The organism is Hymenobacter terrenus (assembly GCF_000972495.1).
Classification (GTDB): Bacteria; Bacteroidota; Bacteroidia; order Cytophagales; family Hymenobacteraceae; genus Hymenobacter; species Hymenobacter terrenus.
In genome coordinates this window covers 715,602-732,830 of the sequence record NZ_LATM01000001.1, presented here as the reverse complement: position 1 = coordinate 732,830, position 17,229 = coordinate 715,602, and the positions used below count along the sequence as shown (strand labels likewise).

Genomic DNA, 17,229 nt, shown 5'->3' with positions numbered 1-17,229 from the left:
ACAGCATTTTTAAGCCGGCTGGCAAAGCTACGATGGACCGGGCGGATGGGCAATGATTAGCGCAATGCCTCCCGAAATACCTTGCCCTGCGCGTAGTCCTGAAATTCCAGGTCTTCGACGGCGCGCTGGGCATAGCTGCGGTCAAGGCTCACGGCTTGCTTGAGCAGGGTGCCCACGGCAGCCTCGTCTTTCTGGTGCGCTGCTACCACGGCCATACCATATACTGGCGCGGCTGCCGTGGGGCGCAGGGTTTGGGCGAGGCGGTACTGCGTCAGGGCTAAGTCGTAATGCTCGCGGCCAACCTCGATAAGAGCGGTATTCAGAGCGTTTTGATAGGATGGGCCGGTGTATTGCAGGCTGCGGAGAGCTTCGTCGGTCTGGCCTAGCTCGATTTCCAGCGCGGCGCGGTCGGAGAATATTTTGCGCAGTAGCGGGCGCGCCCCACCCAGCTTGATGGCGTAGTCGTAGTTCTGCAGGGCTTCGGCGCGGTCGCCGGCGCGGTGATAGGCGGTGGCGGCGTGGTAGAAAAACTCGGCTGTAGGATTGCGATGAGCCGCCAGCGTGAAATTGACCGCCGCCCGACGGTAATAAGCTGCGCGGGTCTTATCAGTGGGCTCTTTTTCGGCGCGCTGCAACAGCACCACGCCCAAGTTGTGAAAGGCCTCCCAGCTGTTGGTGTTGGCGGCGGCTACTTCGTAGATGCGTTGTTTTTCGGCCAGCAGCGGGGTGAGGCTCGCAGAGTAGCGCAGTTCTTCCGGCGTCAGGGCGTCGGTCTCAATCTGCTTGTCCACAATCTTTTTCGAGAGCAGATATACCTCCGAATTGTAGCGCTTTGGCGCGGTGTATGTTACGGCCACGGTGCCGAAGCGCAGCACGGGATAGATGTACTGCGAGATGTAATCGAAGGAGGAAAGGCGGTGCAGGGCCTTTTCCTTCTGCTCAAAGGTGCCGCGGGTGTCGTTGATAATGGTGACGACGGAGTCAATCTGGTCGGCTTTCAGGGCCGAGGTCATCACTTTGCTGAGGAAGGTATCCCAGCGCCGGGTATAGGCCAGGGTGTCGAAGCGAATATTTTCGACCTTGTTCAGGTAGGAAAAGTTTTTCACCCGCTGCTTATAATAATAGAGCAGCATGCGCACGCGCTTGCTGGCCAGCAGGCGGTTGTGGGCATCAACAGAGTCGGGGGAGTGGCCGGCGATGATGAGGACCTGCTTGGTGTGTTGGTTGGCGTCAATCAAATCTTCGAGCGCCGCCACGTTAGTGCCCAAGTAGCCGCGAATAAACCATTGACCCTCATCAAAGTAAAGGGGCAGGATGCGCGTGCCACTCATGTTGTTGCTGGCGCGCTCGGGCAGCAGGGTCAGCACGGTATCTTCGCGGACGACGAGGCGGGCGGGGTTGGCAATGCCGCGGGCGACCCGTACATCGTCGGGGGCGCGCAGCACGCGGCCGTTCTTTTTCAGCTCGCGTACCTGGGCGTGGGCTAGCAGCTCGCCGGGGTTGCGGCTGGGGGTGTTGGGCAGGCTGAATTTCTTGGTGGCTACCAGCTGCGCTTTGTTTTCATCGTCATACACGTAGTTGCCCAAGGTGAAGGCAATCCGGCCCAGAGTGTCTTCGCGCAGGCCGTGCTCGTAGCGGTAGCGCAGCAGCAGTTCGTAGGCCACGCCTTTGTGCAAGTGCTTGGCGGGCACGCGCGCCGTCACTTCAAATGGAACAGTCTCGCCCGAAGCGGTGAGGGGGGTGGGGTGGGCCACCACGGTGCGGCCGGTTTCAGCCTGCTTCAGCACCCGCGGCAAGGCGCAGGCCGATAGCAATAGTGTGGCCGCCAACAGCCCATGAGTAATTGGCCGCAAAAAGTTTATCATCAAAAAACGTTACGCAGGAAAACAAATACCAACCCCTCAAACGTAGAAACAGGTGAATTAGCCGGGCTTTAAGCCAACGAAATTACAGCACCGAGCTTGCCCTCTCCTCCGGAATGCCTTATCTTAGCCCAGAGAAATTGTTTTTAGTTAGCCGCTACCGCCCATGAAACGCTTCACCGACTACCTCGAAACACAGTCTTTTGGTTTGTGCTCGGCCCTGGCCCAGAAGTGGGGTTTTAGTACGCGCAGCGTCCGGCTATCATTTGTATACGCGTCGTTTTTCACGTTTGGCTCGCCCATCGTGCTCTACTTCGCAGGAGCATTTTGGATGAACGTGCGCCGGGCCATGCGCCAGCAGCGTAGCACGGTTTGGGATTTGTAGCTGGTCACGGCTGCGCCCACTGGCAATAATGAGCGGAGGCTATTTTATGCCCAACTCGCTAAACTTGCGCTTTCCCCGCCCAAAATAGTTCCACACCAAGCTGCCATTGTATACGCCGGGCCGCTCGCCCAGGCGCAGGTGGGGCCGGGCCGTCCGGCGTTGCTTGCGCCAGTAGCTCAACCGGCCGTAGAAGCTAAAGTGCGCACGCAGGACCGCCAAAAAATGACGCCCCTGGCCGGCAGCCAGGAATCGCAGCCCGGCCACGCCATCGAGCACCAGGCGCTGCAGCATGGCCAGCCCCAGCTCACTGGGGGCGGCGTTTTTGTACAGCAGGGCTAAGCCATTGCGAAAGTTGAGATAGGTTTTGCGCGGATTGGTTTTGGGCAACGTGCCGCCGCCCACGTGATGCACGGCGCTGCCGCCGTGGTACCACACTTCGTGCCCGGCGTTCCAGAGGCGCCAGCAGAAGTCAATTTCCTCCATGTGGGCAAAAAAGGCCGGTTCGAGCCCGCCCAGAGCCTGCCAGGCAGTGCGCCGCACCAGCACGCAGGCGCCGCTGGCCCAGGCCACGGGGCGGGTGTCGTCGTACTGACCGTGGTCTTTTTCGAGGGTATCGAAGAGGCGGCCGCGGCAGAAAGGGTAGGCGAGGCGGTCGAGGTAGCCGCCGCCGGCCCCGGCGTACTCAAAGTACGTTGGGTCAGTCTGGGCCAGGATTTTGGGCTGCACGGCGGCGATGCGTGGACTGGCTTCAAGCAGGCCGCGCAGGGGGCGCAGCCAGCCCAGGGTGACTTCCACGTCGGAGTTCAGCAGCACGAAGAACTCGCTGTCGACCTGAGCCAGGGCTTGGTTGTAGCCCTCGCAAAAGCCCAGATTACGGTCGAGTAGCAGCAATTCTACCGCCGGGAAGTCGCGGGCCAGCAACTCTACTGAGTCATCGGTCGAGGCATTATCGGCCACGACGACGCGGGCCCCGTCGGCGTGCACGAGTACGCCGGGCAGGAAACGCCGCAGAAAAGCCGCGCCGTTCCAATTCAGGATGACAATAGCGACGTCGGCGCAAGCACCCGCTCTGGGACTGGAGGAAGGACGAGACGTGAGTAATGAGGAGCTGGCCTTATTCAACTCCGTTTCGGTAGATTTCACAGATGGTACTTCATTCATTCCTCATCATGCACACTTCGTTGGTTAGCCATCAATTAGGCCCCAAAACCACTCAAATCGAGGCCGGGCACATTGGGCATGAGGCCGCTGGTTTTGCGTTGCAGCTCCTGGCGGGCCAACTCGGCGGCTTCGTCCAGCGCTTTGTTTACGGCTGCTACCACGAGGTCGGCCAGCATGTCGCGGTCCTGCGGCGTGAGCAGGCTTTCGTCAATTTCGAGCTTGAGGACTTTGCGGTGGCCGCTGGCGGTGGCGCGTACCAGGCCGCCACCGGCTTCGCCTGTAGCGGTAATGTGTTGAATTTCTTGCTGGGCCTGCTGCATTTTGTCTTGCAGCTCTTTGACTTTGCCCATCATGCCGGTGATGTCGAATGCCATGCTAAATAGTGCTCGGAGAGCGTTAAAAATGCCTTGGAAAATAAGGGTCGTACGGATGTTCTGACAAGAGGTGGGGATATTTCCGGCCTTCACGTAACCACTCCACCAGCCCTGACGACGAAAAATGGTTTGCAAAAGTATCCTTCATCCTCCATAAGACTGATCCAACAACGGAAAGGAACCATTTGTGTTTGTCTTCCCAGCGTTGTACCAAGCCAAAGGTACCACGTCTAGGTAGCGCAACCGGGGAAGGCGGCGAGTAAGTAAGCAGGTCCTAGCCCTTGCTACAATCGATTAAAGAAGCCGGCCCGGTACGAGTCGCTCAGGAGTATTACGCCGTGCTTGAAGTGCGTGGGCTCCTGTCAACTAAGCCGCAGATGTCCTTCACAGGTGCTGATTCGAAGCGAATTGAACCTCAGCTTATGGAATGCTCCGGCCCGAACCATGTGAGGTGGTTTGGATAACGAATTGAGAATTATAGCAAGGCGAGTTTGACCTATCGTGTACGTCGTTCCTTGCCCAGTAGCTCTTTACTTCAGAATTGTGACAGACCCTGTTGCCTTGAAGGGCTTGCCGTCTTCGTTGGCCTGCTGAAAACGCCAGACATAAGCGCCGAGCACTGGCGCGCGGCCTTTGATGGTACCATCCCAAGTGTCGCCGCGCTGGGTGCCGCGGAATACCTCCTGGCCATTGCGGTCGACAACCACGAACGTGTAGCCTTTCAAGTAGCGGCCTTTTACTTCGAGCACATCGTTCAGGCCGTCGCCATTGGGGGTGAAAGCCGTGGGGATGGTGAGAAGAATCTGCCGCGTAATGGCCGCCCGATTAGAATAGCTGAAGGTGCCCGACGGCAGGCCCGCCCCGGTGATTTGAAGACGGTAGCGAAGTATCTGGCGGTCGGTCGGCGGCGTTAAATCGGTATAGCTGTTGCCGCTCACGGCGATGCTGCTGAGCACAGTACCATCGGCGGCGAGGCGCTGTAGGGTGTAGGTGGCCGGGACGCCGGGGGTAGGGCCCGAGAAGGGCGTCCAGGTGAGCGTGGTGGCGTTGCCTTCGGGGTCGGCGGCGCTCGCAGAAAGCAGGACCGGACAAGTAGGCGGGCTTTCGACTGAGGTGTTGCCGCACACGTCGGTGATGCGCACGGAGTAGCACGGTGGCTGCGCCCGCAACTCGGCCAGGTCAGTGGAATCGCGCAGGGAGCGGATAGTGGTGGCCGTCCCAAAATCAATCGGTGGCTGGCTGCCGCTGGTGCGGCGGTAGTTCAGGCTACTACCCCTCACAAGAGGAGCGGCCAGTAGCGGCGTCAGCACCACCACATCGTTCTCGTTGAAGCTGGCTATTAGCTTGGGTTGGCGCGGCGGGAGATTCGATTGCGTGGTGACAGCCACTTCATTAGAAACTGCGGTACCACCCGGTTGAAGGGCCGTGACGCGGTAGGTATAGGTGGTGCCGCATTCGACATCGGTATCTACCACTTCCCCGCCAACCACGGCTAGTGCAATGGTGGTCGCCGGACTGCGCGTGATGGTATAGGTAGTGCTCGGGTCGGCGTCAGTCGTGATTCGCAGGTTATTGCGGTTCAGGGCAGAGCTGCCCGTCAGGCTCACGGTGGAAATAGTAGATGAAAAGGTATTGCTAATACCGCAGGCATCGGTACGGAAGATGCGGTAGCGGCCGGCGGTGGGTGTGGGCAGCGTGATGCTCGTGCTACCGGCTGGCACGGGCACGGCCGGAACCAAATCGCGAAAGACGCCACTGGCATCCGCCACCTGGATGGTATGGACATAGCCTGGTGGCAGGCCGCCCACGGCCAGGGTAGCAGTCCCGCTGGGCAATGCGCCCTCCAGGTTGAGGCTAGTGAAAACCGGTGGCGGCGCAGGTGCTAGGGTGGTGATGGTCTGGGTGCTCACGCCATTGCATTCGGCGGTGCCCGCTGCATATTTGCCTACTACGGTCACCGTAGATGCGCCGGCGAGGACTACGGTTTCTGGGCTACTGCGGGTGATGGGTTGGGTCGGACCGGTGCCCGCTTGCACGGTGTAGCTGTCGTAAGTGGCATCGGTCAGGGTCACCTGGACCGAGCCGCTGGGGCAGGGGGCTACGGTGAAGCTGGGGGGCGGCGCGTCGTACACCTCAAAGGTGCGGATGTAGAAAGTAGAGGCCAAACCAGTTCCAACGCCATTGCCCAGCTCCGATACCGTCACCATCCCCACCTCAGCGCTGGTGGGCGTGTAGGTATAGGTTAGCGCTAAATTAGCGACGGGAGGTAAGCAGCTTGGCGGCACCGTGCCTATCCCCCGTAGTACCTCATACGTTATTTTCGTTAAATCGGCACCTCTGTCGGCACACGGTAAAAAGCGCACGGGCTGACCTACGCAGAAAGAATTTATTTCTACGCCGCTGCTATTGTAAGCCTTAAAAGTGCAGCCCGATGCTGGGGTAGGAGTGGTACATGGATTGGCAGGTTGGGCCCGTAGAATCCCGGCTCCCAGGCAGAGGCATAAAAACAAAAAACAGCGGTTCAGGAGCTGCATAAGTAGCACTTGTAAAGCAGGTTGGTGCGTCATAGCACCTGGGGGACGCAAAAATAAAGCGACGCTTTTTGAGCAGAAACAGCGTTCAACTACTGCTTTACGAAACAGGGTGCCGCTTTATTGCCAGTCAAACTTACGAACGAAGGCCCCGGCTTTATGTAAATCAGGGTAGAGTACCCGGTCCTGGCCCGTAAACTTTACTTCCTGCCGGAACGCCTCTACCACGCGCTCCAGCGCTTCGGAAGTGCGGGCGGGCCGACGGAAGGCCAGGGCTTGTACGGCTGTCAGCAGCTCGATGCCCAGTACCTGCTCCACGTTTTCGACCACGCGGCGGGCCTTGGTGGCGGCGTTAGCGCCCATGCTCACGTGGTCTTCCTGGCCGTTGCTGCTCACAATGCTGTCGACCGAAGCGGGCGTGCATAGCTGCTTGTTCTGGCTCACGATGCCGGCGGCGGTGTACTGTGGAATCATCAGGCCAGAGTTCAGGCCGGGCTCGGCTACTAGGTAGGTGGGCAGGCCGCGCTGGCCGGAAATGAGCTGGAAGGTGCGGCGTTCCGAGATGCTGCCCAACTCGGCCACGGCCAGGGCGAGGTGGTCGAGGGCCAGGGCCAGGGGCTGGCCGTGGAAGTTGCCGCCGCTCAGAATCTGGTCATCGTCGGGAAAGATGTTGGGATTGTCCGTTACGGAGTTGCATTCGGTTTCGACCACTTGAGCCACGTAGGCCAGGGCGTCGCGGCTGGCGCCGTGCACCTGGGGCTGACAGCGGAAGGAGTAGGGGTCCTGCACGGCCAGGCGGGGCTGGGTTTGCAACTCGGAGCCAGCCAGCAGCTCACGCAGGCGCCGGGCCACTAGTACCTGCCCGGCATGCGGCCGGATGCGGTGCAGATTATCATTAAATGGAGCGGTGCTGGCCCCGAAGGCTTCGGTGGACAGGGCACCAATGACATCGGCCGCCGCCGCCAAGCGCTGGGCCCGCAGCACGCCATCCACGGCGTAGGCCAGCATGAACTGAGTGCCATTGAGCAGCGCTAGGCCTTCTTTAGCTTGCAGCACGAGCGGTGCCCAGCTGAATAAACTCATTGCGTCGGCGGCGCTCAGGCGGTAGCCTTGGTAGTTCACTTCGCCCAAGCCCAGCAGCGGTAGGCAGAGGTGGGCAAGCGGGGCTAGGTCGCCGCTCGCGCCCAGGGAGCCCTGTTCGTACACCACGGGCAGCATCTCGCGGTTGTACATGTCGAGCAGACGCTGGGCGGTGGCCACTTGCACGCCGCTGTGGCCGTAGCTCAGGCTTTGGGCCTTGAGCAGCAGCATGAGGCGCACGAGGTTGCCCGGCACTTCGGGGCCGGTGCCGCAGGCGTGCGACATCATCAGGTTGACTTGCAGCTGGACGCGGGCTTCAGGGGCAATGCTCACGTTGTGAAGCGAGCCGAAGCCGGTGTTGATGCCGTAAACCGGCGAGTTATCACGAGCGAGGCGCTGGTGCAGATAGTCGTGGCAGGCGGCAATGCGCTGTTTGGCGTCGTCGCCGAGCTTGACGGGCCGGCCGTCGGCTAGCAGGGCGGCCAGCTCAGCCAGGGTGAGGGGCTGGGCGGGCGAAATGGTATGGGTGGACATTGAGGGGGCGGGTGGGGTGGCTACAAAATTAGGCGCATTTCCGGCAGCTATTTAAGACAAGCGCCCGAGCCGATGGTGACCCTTCATTTTCGCAGCCATCAATTTTCCAACCCAAACGCTCGCTATTTTCTCTGCCCACCCGGCCTATCTACTCCAATGTTAGCCCCGCCACCACTTCGCCCACCGGCAGCACCCGCTCCACGCCGGTTTGCATGATTTTGATTTTCACCACGCCGGCGGCCACTTCTTCCGGGCCCATGATGATGACCAGCGGAATGCCCTTGGCATCGGCGTACTTGAACTGCTTTTGCAGCTTGCTGGCGTCGGGGTATAGTTCGCTGGGAATTCCGGCCGCCCGCAGCTGGGCCAGCAGGGGCAGGGCGGCCCGGCCACTGGCCGCGTCGAAGTGCGTGAGGAGGCAGCGGGTGGGCGTTTCGGCCGTCACGGTGAACAGGTCCAGCGCCTCCAGGCAGTCGTAGAGCCGGTCGACGCCGAAGGAGAAGCCCACGCCCGATACGCCCGGCAGGCCGAAGGCGCCGGTGAGGTTGTCGTAGCGTCCGCCGCCGCTCACGCTGCCCATCTGCACGTTGTTGATTTTGACTTCGAAAATGCAGCCCGTGTAGTAGGAGAGGCCCCGCGCCAGCGTGGGGTCGAATTCGAGCCGGTCGAACTGCTTGAAGCCCGAGGCCGTGAGCAGGTCGTGCACTTCGGCCAGCTCTCTCAAACCTCGGTCGCCTTCGACATAATCGTCTAATCCAAATTCCCGCCGGATTCGGTTCAACTTTTCAATAAACTGCCCTGCTCCTACTTCACTTACACCGAATAGCAGCGCTAGCTTAACTATTATCGATTCCGAGAAGCCTTTTTCTAGCAATTCTTTCCTCATGCCGTCTAGGCCAATTTTATCGAACTTATCAATGGTCACTAGCAAATCGGTTTCGCTGCCTTCGCTGTTCAGCGCCTCATACATCCCCCGCAGCACCCCGCGGTGATTGATTTTGATGGTGAAATCATCCAGTCCCAGTCCGTTCATTACCTGGGCAATCATGAGCACGATTTCGGCCTCGCAGAGCAGCGAGTCGGTGCCCACCACGTCGGCGTCGCACTGGTAAAACTCGCGGTAGCGGCCGCGCTGGGGGCGGTCGGCGCGCCACACGGGCTGCATCTGGTAGCGCTTGAAGGGGAAGGTGAGCGTGCCGCGGTTCATGGCCACGTAGCGGGCGAAGGGCACGGTGAGGTCGTAGCGCAGGCCTTTTTCGGCCACTTTGGGCAGCAGGGCTTTGCTGCCGGTAGCGAGGTCCTCGGCCGTTACGTCCTTGGCAAAATCACCCGAATTCAACACTTTAAATAGGAGCTGGTCGCCCTCGTCGCCGTACTTGCCGGTGAGCACGGAGAGGTTTTCCAGCGTCGGCGTCTCAAGCGGCGCGTAGCCAAATGACTCGAACGTGCGGCGGATGACGTTGAAAATGTGCTGGCGGCGTGCCACCTGGGCGGGGCCAAAATCGCGGGTGCCTTTGGGAATACTCGGTTTTTGCATAACGGGGGCAAAGGTAGGCAGGGGGGTAGAACGACCAACTCCCCTCCTTACCAAGGAGGGGACGCCAACGCGAAGCCCCAACGGGGGGGGTTGAGGTCGTTGAACGACACCTGGGGGCTCCCGGCTGGCGCTTGGGGCTGCGTGGTGGTTGGCGTTGTTGAACGACGAGCGAACAAGCTTGGTGCGAGTCGTTCGGGTATAGTTCAACGACCTCAACCACCCCCGTTGGGGCTTCGCCCGAACATCCCCTCCTTGGTAAGGAGGGGAGTTGGTCGTTCTGTTCCACAAAAAGGCCGCTTTCCTCGGCGGAGGAAAGCGGCCTGTGGTTTGGGGGCCGATGTAATAGTTACGCTTTAACGACTTTAGCGGCCCGCAGGGGCTTCTTGCGGTCACTCTCCCGTACACCGCCGCACTGCTCGTACTGGTCGCTGTCCTTGGTAAACTTCTGGCCCACGCCCGTGAGCATGGCGCTCGACTTCTTGGCCAGCAGCTTTTCGGCGGCGTCCAGCTGGTTTTTGAGGGCGTCGAGGTCTTTGCGGGCTTTGTTGTAGGTGCCCAGCTTGGTATCGACATCCTGCATCAACTCTCTGTATGACTCCATGGTGTGGCCGTTGCCCAAATCGAGCTTGGCGGTGGGGTCGATGGCGGTGAGGCCATTCATGCGTTTGGTGGCGGCGGTCAGCTCGGCCGACTCGCGTTGAATAGAAGCCATGATGTGGGAATTGGGTTGATGATGGTTGAAAATAATTATTGCCGTATTGGCACGACCAAGCTACAGCAAATAATTGATTTTCAAACACACAACGAACCGTATTACGGGAATAAACCTTTGCGGCATGCTTTGGCAAAGCAGTTTCCAGCAGTAGTAAAGTCTTTTCCAGCGTCAGCAATAGATTTCCCAGGGCTGAAGAAGACTTTACCAGCCTTGGAAAAGACTTCTTCATGGTTGGCAAAGGCTTCTCCACGGCTGGAAAAGACTTATCTAGCTTTGGAAAAGACTTTGCTAAGACTGAATAAGACTTTGCAAGCCCTCGCAAAGACTTATTCAGTCTTAGCAAAGTCTTTTCCAATGCTGAAATAAAGATTCACAACTTGTTGAGAGAAGCAGAGAGCCGCTCCAGAGGCTCTGAAACGGCTTTTTGGAGGTGTTTTGGGCTGCGCTGCTGTTCTGCGGAGCGGCGCTCTCGGCTTTTTCAAGAAACAGGCCGCTTGGCCACTTGCCGCCGCGCCGGCCGGGTTTGGGGCGAAGGGTCGGGCGCGGGGTGGGAGGGAATTAGTATTCACACGGTCCTACGAACCGGCCCCCGTTATAATGAATCAGGTGCTGCGGGGCACATCGGCAAGCCACACTTCGGTTTCCCAGGCAACATCGGCAGTGTGGCGCTGAAAGGTGGCCATGCCGCGGCTTTGGGAGCTTTGGTATGTAATAGATAAAAAAACTAAAACCCCGCCGCCGGACGAACCGACGACGGGGCTACTTGCAGAAAAGAAGGGGAGAAAAGCGGGGTGGCAACAGAAATTTTACTTTAGCCCCCGAAGCTGCCCCTGCCGTGGGGTGCGGCTTCGGCCTGCGGGCTGCTTGCTCTCGAGCAACAGATTACTCCTTCGTAAAGACGAAGCTGCCGCCGCCCTGCTTCAGCGTGAAGATGGGCTTGGCCGGGTCGAACTCCAGGCGCAGGCCCGCTTGGTCGAACTTGAAGACGTCCTTGCTCACGGCTTCCAGGGTAAAGGCGGGCTGGCCGGTAGCCTGGGCCTTGAGGGCGGTTCCCTCGCGGGTTAGCGTGATTTTTAGCGGAATCTGCGGGCTGGCGTAACTGCCCGCGTAGCGGTCGAGGTCGGCTGCCGCCGGCACGAAGCCAGTGCTGAGAAACTCCGGCTTGAGCGCCACACGGGTCTCGCGCTCGGCCAGGGCCCAGGCAGTGTGGAAAATGAGCTGGCTGCGGCGGGCCATGGCCGGGAAATCAATTAGCGCCACGTCGTCGGTGGCCTTGTGGTATTGCGGGTGGTCGCCGCTGGTGTAGAAAATAACCGGCACGTTGTGCTTGGCGAAGTTGTAGTGGTCGGAGCGGTAGTAGATGCGCTCGGGGTCGTTGGGGTCGTTGTACTTGTAGTCCAGGGCCAGCGGGTTGTACTTCTGGTTAGTGGCCTCGCTCAGCGTGTGCAATTCGTCGGAAAGGCGGTCGTCGCCCACCAGGTACACGTAGTCGCCTTTGCCAGCGTGCAGGCTGTCCACGCGGCCCACCATGTCGATGTTGAGGTCAGTAACCGTTTTTTCGAGCGGGAAAATGGGATGGTCGGTGTAGTACTGCGAGCCCAGCAGGCCCTCTTCCTCGCCGGTATTGGCCAGAAACAGAATGCTGCGGCGCGGGCCGTGTCCGTCTTTTTTGGTTTGGCTGAAGGCGCGGGCCATGGCCAGCACGCTCGACGTGCCGGAGCCGTCGTCGTCGGCCCCATTAAATACCACGCCTTTTTTAACGCCCAAATGGTCGTAGTGCGCCGATATGACGATGACTTCGTCCTTTTTGTCGGAGCCTTCGAGGTAGCCCAGCACGTTTTCAGTTGTGAACTGCTCCTTCTTGATGACGGCCTGCACCGTCGCTGTAACCGGCTTGAAGGGCGACGCAATGGCCTTGCCGGCCTGGGCTACCGACTTCTGGTACTTCTCAAGGCCTGCCACCGTGGTGCCCAACAGCTTAGCGCCCATCTCCGGCGACACCAGCAGCAGGTTGATGCCAGATTTGGCCGGCTTCCCCACGAACGTGAGCCGGTCCTGGTCCAGGAAGGAACCGAAGCTGGCCGGTACCTGGGCAAAGGCCGCCGCGGTGGGCATGATAACGGTGAACGAGCGGGCACCTAACGGTGCAAGGGCCCTCTGCCGTGCTACCAGCCCTTTCAGGTCGAGGGTGGCGTAGGGACTGGGTTGGCCATCGGCCCCGAGCAACGATTTTCCCTGGCTGTTCAGCGGTTCGCCCAGCAGCAGAATGGCGTCTTTGTCCTTCAGATCAGGCGCGGTCGCCATATCCGAATACTTGTCCTCCTTGATGCCATAGCCAACAAACACGGGCTGCACCGGCACAGTCCCGCTGAAAGTATCGTCCAGCAGCGCGTAAAAATCTTTGGCGCCCTGGTAGGTTTTGCCGCCGATTTTCACTGTTGATGCGGCTGCGTCCAGACCTGAGCGGTTCATCTCGAAATGCTGGAGGTAAGGATTGTCCGAGCCCGTCACGGGACCCGTCAGCCCGTCGGCCGCGAAGGCCTTGGCGATGTACTCGGCCGCCATTTTCTGGCCTTTCTTACCAGTTTCGCGGCCCTCGTATTCGTCCGAGGCCAGGATGGTCAGGTCCTGCTTCAGCGCCTCGGGCGTAATGCTGTTGGCATACGTCACCGACCAATCGGTGGGGGCCACCGGGGCGGAAGCAGCGGCGGGGGCTTTGGTGCCGCGGCCGGGCTTGGTCTTGACTTTAAGTTTGCCCGAGCCAGTAGCAGTGGGCGTCGTCGGTTGCGCGGCAGCCGCTCCGGCGGCCAGCAGCAACGCGACGGTCAGATAAAGTGGTGTTTTCATGAAAAAAGTTGTGGGGGAAATAGACTTATAAATGAAGCCATGCGGCTAAAAAAAGAGAGTAGTATATAGCAGAATCTGGAATCAAACCGCTCTACTCTGCGCACAGGCGAAAATGGGCACTAACCTAGTGTTTCGCCGATTTCAGGTCGCACGTAAAAAATTACTCCTTGGTAAACAAGAAGCTGCCACCACCCTGCTGCAACGTGAACTCGGGTTTTGCGGGGTCGAATTGTATGCGAATGCCGGATTGGTCGAACTTGAAAACGTCCTTGCTCACAGGTTCGAGCAGGAAGGCCGACTGGCCGGTAGCCTGCGCCCGTAGGGTGTTGCCTTCTTTCTGCATCGTAATTTTTAGGGGCAGCCGCGGCGTGGCGTAGGTGCCCGCATAACGGTCAAGGTCGGCGGGAGTGGGCGTGAAGGTGCTGGCCTGAAAGCTGGGAATGCGGTAGGGGCGCTGGAAGTAAATATTCAGAACCCCCAGCAGGACCTCGTTTGTGGAGTAAGCCTGGGCATTGCTACATAAAGCCACCGCTAGCTTTTCGTCGGGGAAATAGCTCGTGATGGCCGCAAACCCGTCAATACTGCCCGCGTGCCCGTAGCTTGCTTTAGTACCGAAGGGCAGCTTGAACAGGCCCAGGCCGAAGCGGTCGGTGATAGTTTGCATTTGTTGTAAGCTGGCTGGGGCCACCAGTTTCCCTCCAAATAGCGCCTCCAGAAACCGGTTGAGGTCGGTTGGAGTCGACACCACCCCGCCTGCGCCGCTGGGAATGCTCATGTCGGTTTCGGGTGCCAGCACCCAGCCGCTGCCACCGGCTGCGTAGGAATAGCTCTCTTGTTTTTGTGGGTTGATTTTGCCGCCGTAGTACGTGCTTTTCAGCGCAGCTTTGGCCACTACCCGCTGTTGTAGGACCTGGGCGTAAGGTCTTTTGGTGATTTTCTCAATAATGTAGCTCAGCACCACGTAATTGGTGTTGCTATACTCGGCTTTGGTGCCCGGCGCAAAGTCTGCCTTGGTCTGCCCAATAATTGCGAGCAGTTCGGCCTGGGTTTTGGGCTGCGTGAAATAGGTTTTGTAAGCTGCGTCGCTGGTGAAGCTGTGGAGCCCGCTTCGATGGCCCAGCAGGTGGCCCACGGTAATCGACTGAGCGTTGGGTAGCTCCGGAAAATAGGTGGCCAGTGTCGTTGCCAACGTCAGCTTGCCTTCCTCAATAAGCTGAAAAATGATGGTGGCCGTGAACATCTTGCTGATGGAACCAACACGGTAGCACGTGGCCGTAGTGGCCGGTATTTTGGTCGTCCCATCAAGCTGCTGGTAACCAAAGGCCCTGCTATACACCACCGTGCCATTGCGCGACAATGCCACGCTGCCCATGAGCTTATTATTGACGGTCAATGCTGTGAGCAGGCTGTCGAGCTTAGCGGTGTTGACTTCCTGAGCTTGCGAAACCTGGCTCCCAAGCCCGAACAAACCAATGAGAACGAAGGCAGAGCGGTGAAACATAAAGGCAAAAGGTGAGGTGGAAAAGTCTGGATAGCTGCTCGGGTAAAAACCGCCTCTTTTCACGGTTAGGGGCAGTGAGCTGCCTGCTGTATCGCGAAAAGAGGCGGCGCATTACACTCAGCCCCCGAACCCGCCCCCACCCTGGGGCGCGGCCTCAATGCGGCCGGGCTTGGCCTTGCTGGCCCCGATGTACCAGGTGAAGCCCAGCCAACCCACGCGGGTTTCGTCTTTAGCGTAGCGGTAGCTGCGCAGGGCATCGGTCTCGATTTCGCTGCGGTACTCCAGGGTGTTCAGTAAGTCTGACACCCGGAGCGTGAGGGCGGCGCGGTCCGAGAACAAGCGCTGGCGCAGGGCAATGTCAATTTGCCCTTGGGCCAGCTGCCGGCCCTGAGCCGTGAGCGAGGCCGAGCGCAGGTTGCCACTCAGCTGCACATCCAGGGTGGGACGGATGGTGAAGCTGTTGTTCAGGCGCACGCTGCTCACCAGGGCCTGACGGTTGTTGCCGAAAGCGTTGGCGGCAATTTGGGCCCGGTAGATAGACGTGCTGGCGTTCAGGCGCCACCACTTGGCCAGGGGCTGGTTGAGGCTGAACTCGGCGCCGATGTTGGTGGTGGTGCCCAGGTTGTCGTAGGTTTCGGCCGTGACCAGGCCGGCGCCGGGTCCGGCGAGGCGGGTAGCCACGGTGTCGATGTAGCGCAGGCGCTGGATAGAATTGGTGGTGATGCGGGTAAAGACGGTGCTGGTAATCGTGGCCTGACCCAGGTTCAGCTGGTGGCCCAGCTCAATGTTGTGGCTGAATTCGGCCTGCAAGCGGGGGTTGCCGAGGCGGTAGCTGCGCGGGTCCTGATAGATGGCCAGCGGCAGCTGCTGCATAAAGTTGGGCCGGTTGAGGCGGCGGGCGTAGCTCAGTTGCAAGCGGTTTTGGCCCGGCTCCTTGCCAAATTCCCGGCTGATGTTGGCCGAAGGAAAGAAGTTGAGGTAATCCTGGTCCAGACTGCCGCGCTGGGTGATGCCCACGCCGCCTTCCACGGTGCCGCTCATCCGGGTATATTCCGAGCGCAGGCCCAGCTGGGTGCTCCACTTGGGGCCGAGGGGCCGCTGCACCGTCACATAAGCCGCGGGCACCAGCTGCTCCGAGGTATAAGTAAGCGAGCGGGCGGCGTCATCCTGGAACTCGTCGGGACGGCTTTCGCCGGCGAAGCCGAATTTATTGGAGCCGCGGTTGGCCTGGCGCTCAAACTTTGCTCCCATCTCCAGGCGGCCTTTGCCTTCCGCAAAAGGGTGGGTATAATCAATCTTACCAAACTGGATGTCAGCAACTAGGTCGAGCTGTTGCCGGGTGCCGGGCTGGGGCACTTGCACCGAGCCGGGCTCCACGTACTGCCGCTGCACCACCGGTACCGTAGCGTCAATTCGTACGCCGCCGAAGTTGGCCGTCAGCTCGCGGCCTTTGTGGGCAGCCCAGGTGCGGCGGTAGTCGCCGCCGTATTCCAGAATATCAACCTTCACGTCCAAATCTTGCCGGCCGCGGGCGCGCTGCATGGGGCCATTATCAGTTTGCTGGGTCAGGACTTGGCTCTCGCCTTCAAGGTTTTGTTCCGTACCCGGCGACACGTTCAGGCTCAGCGTTTGGTCTTTTGGCAGTTCCAGCTGCACGCCTACTTCCAAAGAGTGGTTGCGGTGAATCTCGCGGCCCACGCCCACTTGCGTCGTCCGCACGGTTTGGAGTTTCTCCGTGGTGCCCAGCCGGGGCGCACCCAGCAGCGCGGTTTGCTCCGAACGGCCGCGGCTCCCGTACGTCACGTCGCGGCCATTATAGCCCGCCGACCATGTGGCTTTGCCCACCTTGCGGGTCAGGTTCAGGTTGCCGGTGTATTTGTCCCTGGTACCTATGTTCAGGGCAGCGGTGCCATTCGTGCCGTTCCGGGTTTCTTTCTTGGTGATGAGGTTGATAACCCCGCCGCCACCCGAGGCATCGTACTTCGCCGAAGGGTTGGTAATGACTTCCACCTGCGCAATCTTCGAGGCCGGAATCTGGTCGAGGCGCGGGCCACCCGCGCCGCCCCCGTTGCCCGTGCCGGCTGGTTTGCCATCAATCAGGATAGTAAGGTTGGAGGAGCCGCGCATCGAAACCGTACCGTTCACGTCCACACTTACTGAGGGCACGTTTTGCAGCACGTTGGCCGCCGTGCCACCCACGCTGCCCAAGTCTTTTTCCACGTTAATCACGCGTTTGCCCAGCTCTTCCACCACGGTGGCCTTCTCGCCGGTCACCACCACTTCGCCCAGCTTGGTGGCCGTTGCTGTGGCCATCTTCAGCCCCGCAAACTGCATGACTGGGGCGGTTTCGGTGAGGGTGAAGCGGCGGCGCAAGGGCTTGTAGTTCAAGTCCTGCACCCGCAGTAAGTACGTGCCGAGCGGGAGTGAGGCAGCGGTAAAGGCACCCTGCTCGCTCGTTTGGGCCACGGCCACAAACGTGGAGTCAGCAGCTCGCAGAAGCAGCACGTCGGAAAAAGGAACGGGTTTGCCGTTGCTTTCTTCCACCAGACTGCCGCTCACGCTGCCGGGACCAGCAGTTTGGGCCGCGGCACCCAGTGGCAATAGTAAGGAAGCAAGGGCCCAGCCCCGAAGAGCGCGGCCAAAACGAGACAATGCGGGAGAAATAGGGGAGCTTTTCATGGTGTAGGGAGATGATGTGAGTG

Annotated in this window: 12 protein-coding genes; 2 read left to right on the top strand and 10 right to left on the bottom strand. The window is 59.9% G+C overall.

All coding sequences use genetic code 11. The features are described from left to right. Positions 1-56: 56 nt before the first annotated feature. Positions 57-1,865, bottom strand: a complete 1,809-nt coding sequence (locus WX88_RS03130) for a hypothetical protein (RefSeq protein ID WP_156175920.1) — start codon at positions 1,863-1,865, stop codon at positions 57-59. A 163-nt stretch (positions 1,866-2,028) separates the two neighbouring features. On the opposite strand from WX88_RS03130, the gene WX88_RS03125 reads away from it, so the two are divergent. Continuing rightward, positions 2,029-2,247 carry a PspC domain-containing protein gene (locus tag WX88_RS03125; RefSeq protein ID WP_046242767.1) on the top strand — a complete coding sequence of 73 codons (219 nt, stop codon included), beginning with the start codon at positions 2,029-2,031 and terminating at the stop codon, positions 2,245-2,247. Between the two features lie 39 nt (positions 2,248-2,286). On the opposite strand, the gene WX88_RS03120 is transcribed toward WX88_RS03125, so the two are convergent. The 6 genes from WX88_RS03120 to WX88_RS03095 form a co-directional block, all read right to left on the bottom strand. Then, positions 2,287-3,390 carry a glycosyltransferase family 2 protein gene (locus WX88_RS03120; protein WP_316932302.1) on the bottom strand — a complete coding sequence of 368 codons (1,104 nt, stop codon included), beginning with the start codon at positions 3,388-3,390 and terminating at the stop codon, positions 2,287-2,289. Positions 3,391-3,443: 53 nt separating this feature from the next. After that, positions 3,444-3,782: a YbaB/EbfC family nucleoid-associated protein gene (locus tag WX88_RS03115; RefSeq protein WP_046242766.1), complete on the bottom strand. Its 339-nt coding sequence runs from the start codon at positions 3,780-3,782 to the stop codon at positions 3,444-3,446. Positions 3,783-4,312: 530 nt separating this feature from the next. After that, complete coding sequence (locus WX88_RS03110; protein WP_197076648.1) at positions 4,313-6,145, bottom strand: T9SS type B sorting domain-containing protein; 1,833 nt, start codon at positions 6,143-6,145, stop codon at positions 4,313-4,315. Between the two features lie 288 nt (positions 6,146-6,433). Next, entirely contained in the window at positions 6,434-7,927 is a 1,494-nt protein-coding gene (gene hutH / locus WX88_RS03105) for a histidine ammonia-lyase (protein ID WP_046242764.1), read from the bottom strand. Between the two features lie 148 nt (positions 7,928-8,075). Next, a complete protein-coding gene (hisS, locus tag WX88_RS03100) occupies positions 8,076-9,464 on the bottom strand; it encodes a histidine--tRNA ligase (RefSeq protein WP_046242763.1) in 1,389 nt (462 codons plus the stop codon). Positions 9,465-9,810: 346 nt separating this feature from the next. Beyond that, the gene (locus WX88_RS03095; protein WP_046242762.1) at positions 9,811-10,176 is read right to left on the bottom strand and encodes a hypothetical protein; all 366 of its coding nucleotides are present in this window, start codon (positions 10,174-10,176) and stop codon (positions 9,811-9,813) included. A gap of 3 nt (positions 10,177-10,179) precedes the next feature. Between WX88_RS03095 and WX88_RS29845 the strand changes: the two genes are divergently transcribed. Beyond that, positions 10,180-10,545 carry a hypothetical protein gene (locus WX88_RS29845; RefSeq protein WP_156175919.1) on the top strand — a complete coding sequence of 122 codons (366 nt, stop codon included), beginning with the start codon at positions 10,180-10,182 and terminating at the stop codon, positions 10,543-10,545. Between the two features lie 516 nt (positions 10,546-11,061). Here WX88_RS29845 and WX88_RS03090 read toward each other — a convergent pair. The 3 genes from WX88_RS03090 to WX88_RS03080 form a co-directional block, all read right to left on the bottom strand. Further along, positions 11,062-13,026 carry a M28 family peptidase gene (locus tag WX88_RS03090; protein ID WP_082115814.1) on the bottom strand — a complete coding sequence of 655 codons (1,965 nt, stop codon included), beginning with the start codon at positions 13,024-13,026 and terminating at the stop codon, positions 11,062-11,064. 160 nt (positions 13,027-13,186) lie between these two features. After that, a complete protein-coding gene (locus WX88_RS03085) occupies positions 13,187-14,527 on the bottom strand; it encodes a serine hydrolase (protein ID WP_046242761.1) in 1,341 nt (446 codons plus the stop codon). Positions 14,528-14,644: 117 nt separating this feature from the next. Beyond that, entirely contained in the window at positions 14,645-17,206 is a 2,562-nt protein-coding gene (locus tag WX88_RS03080) for a TonB-dependent receptor domain-containing protein (RefSeq protein ID WP_082115813.1), read from the bottom strand. Positions 17,207-17,229: the final 23 nt, after the last annotated feature.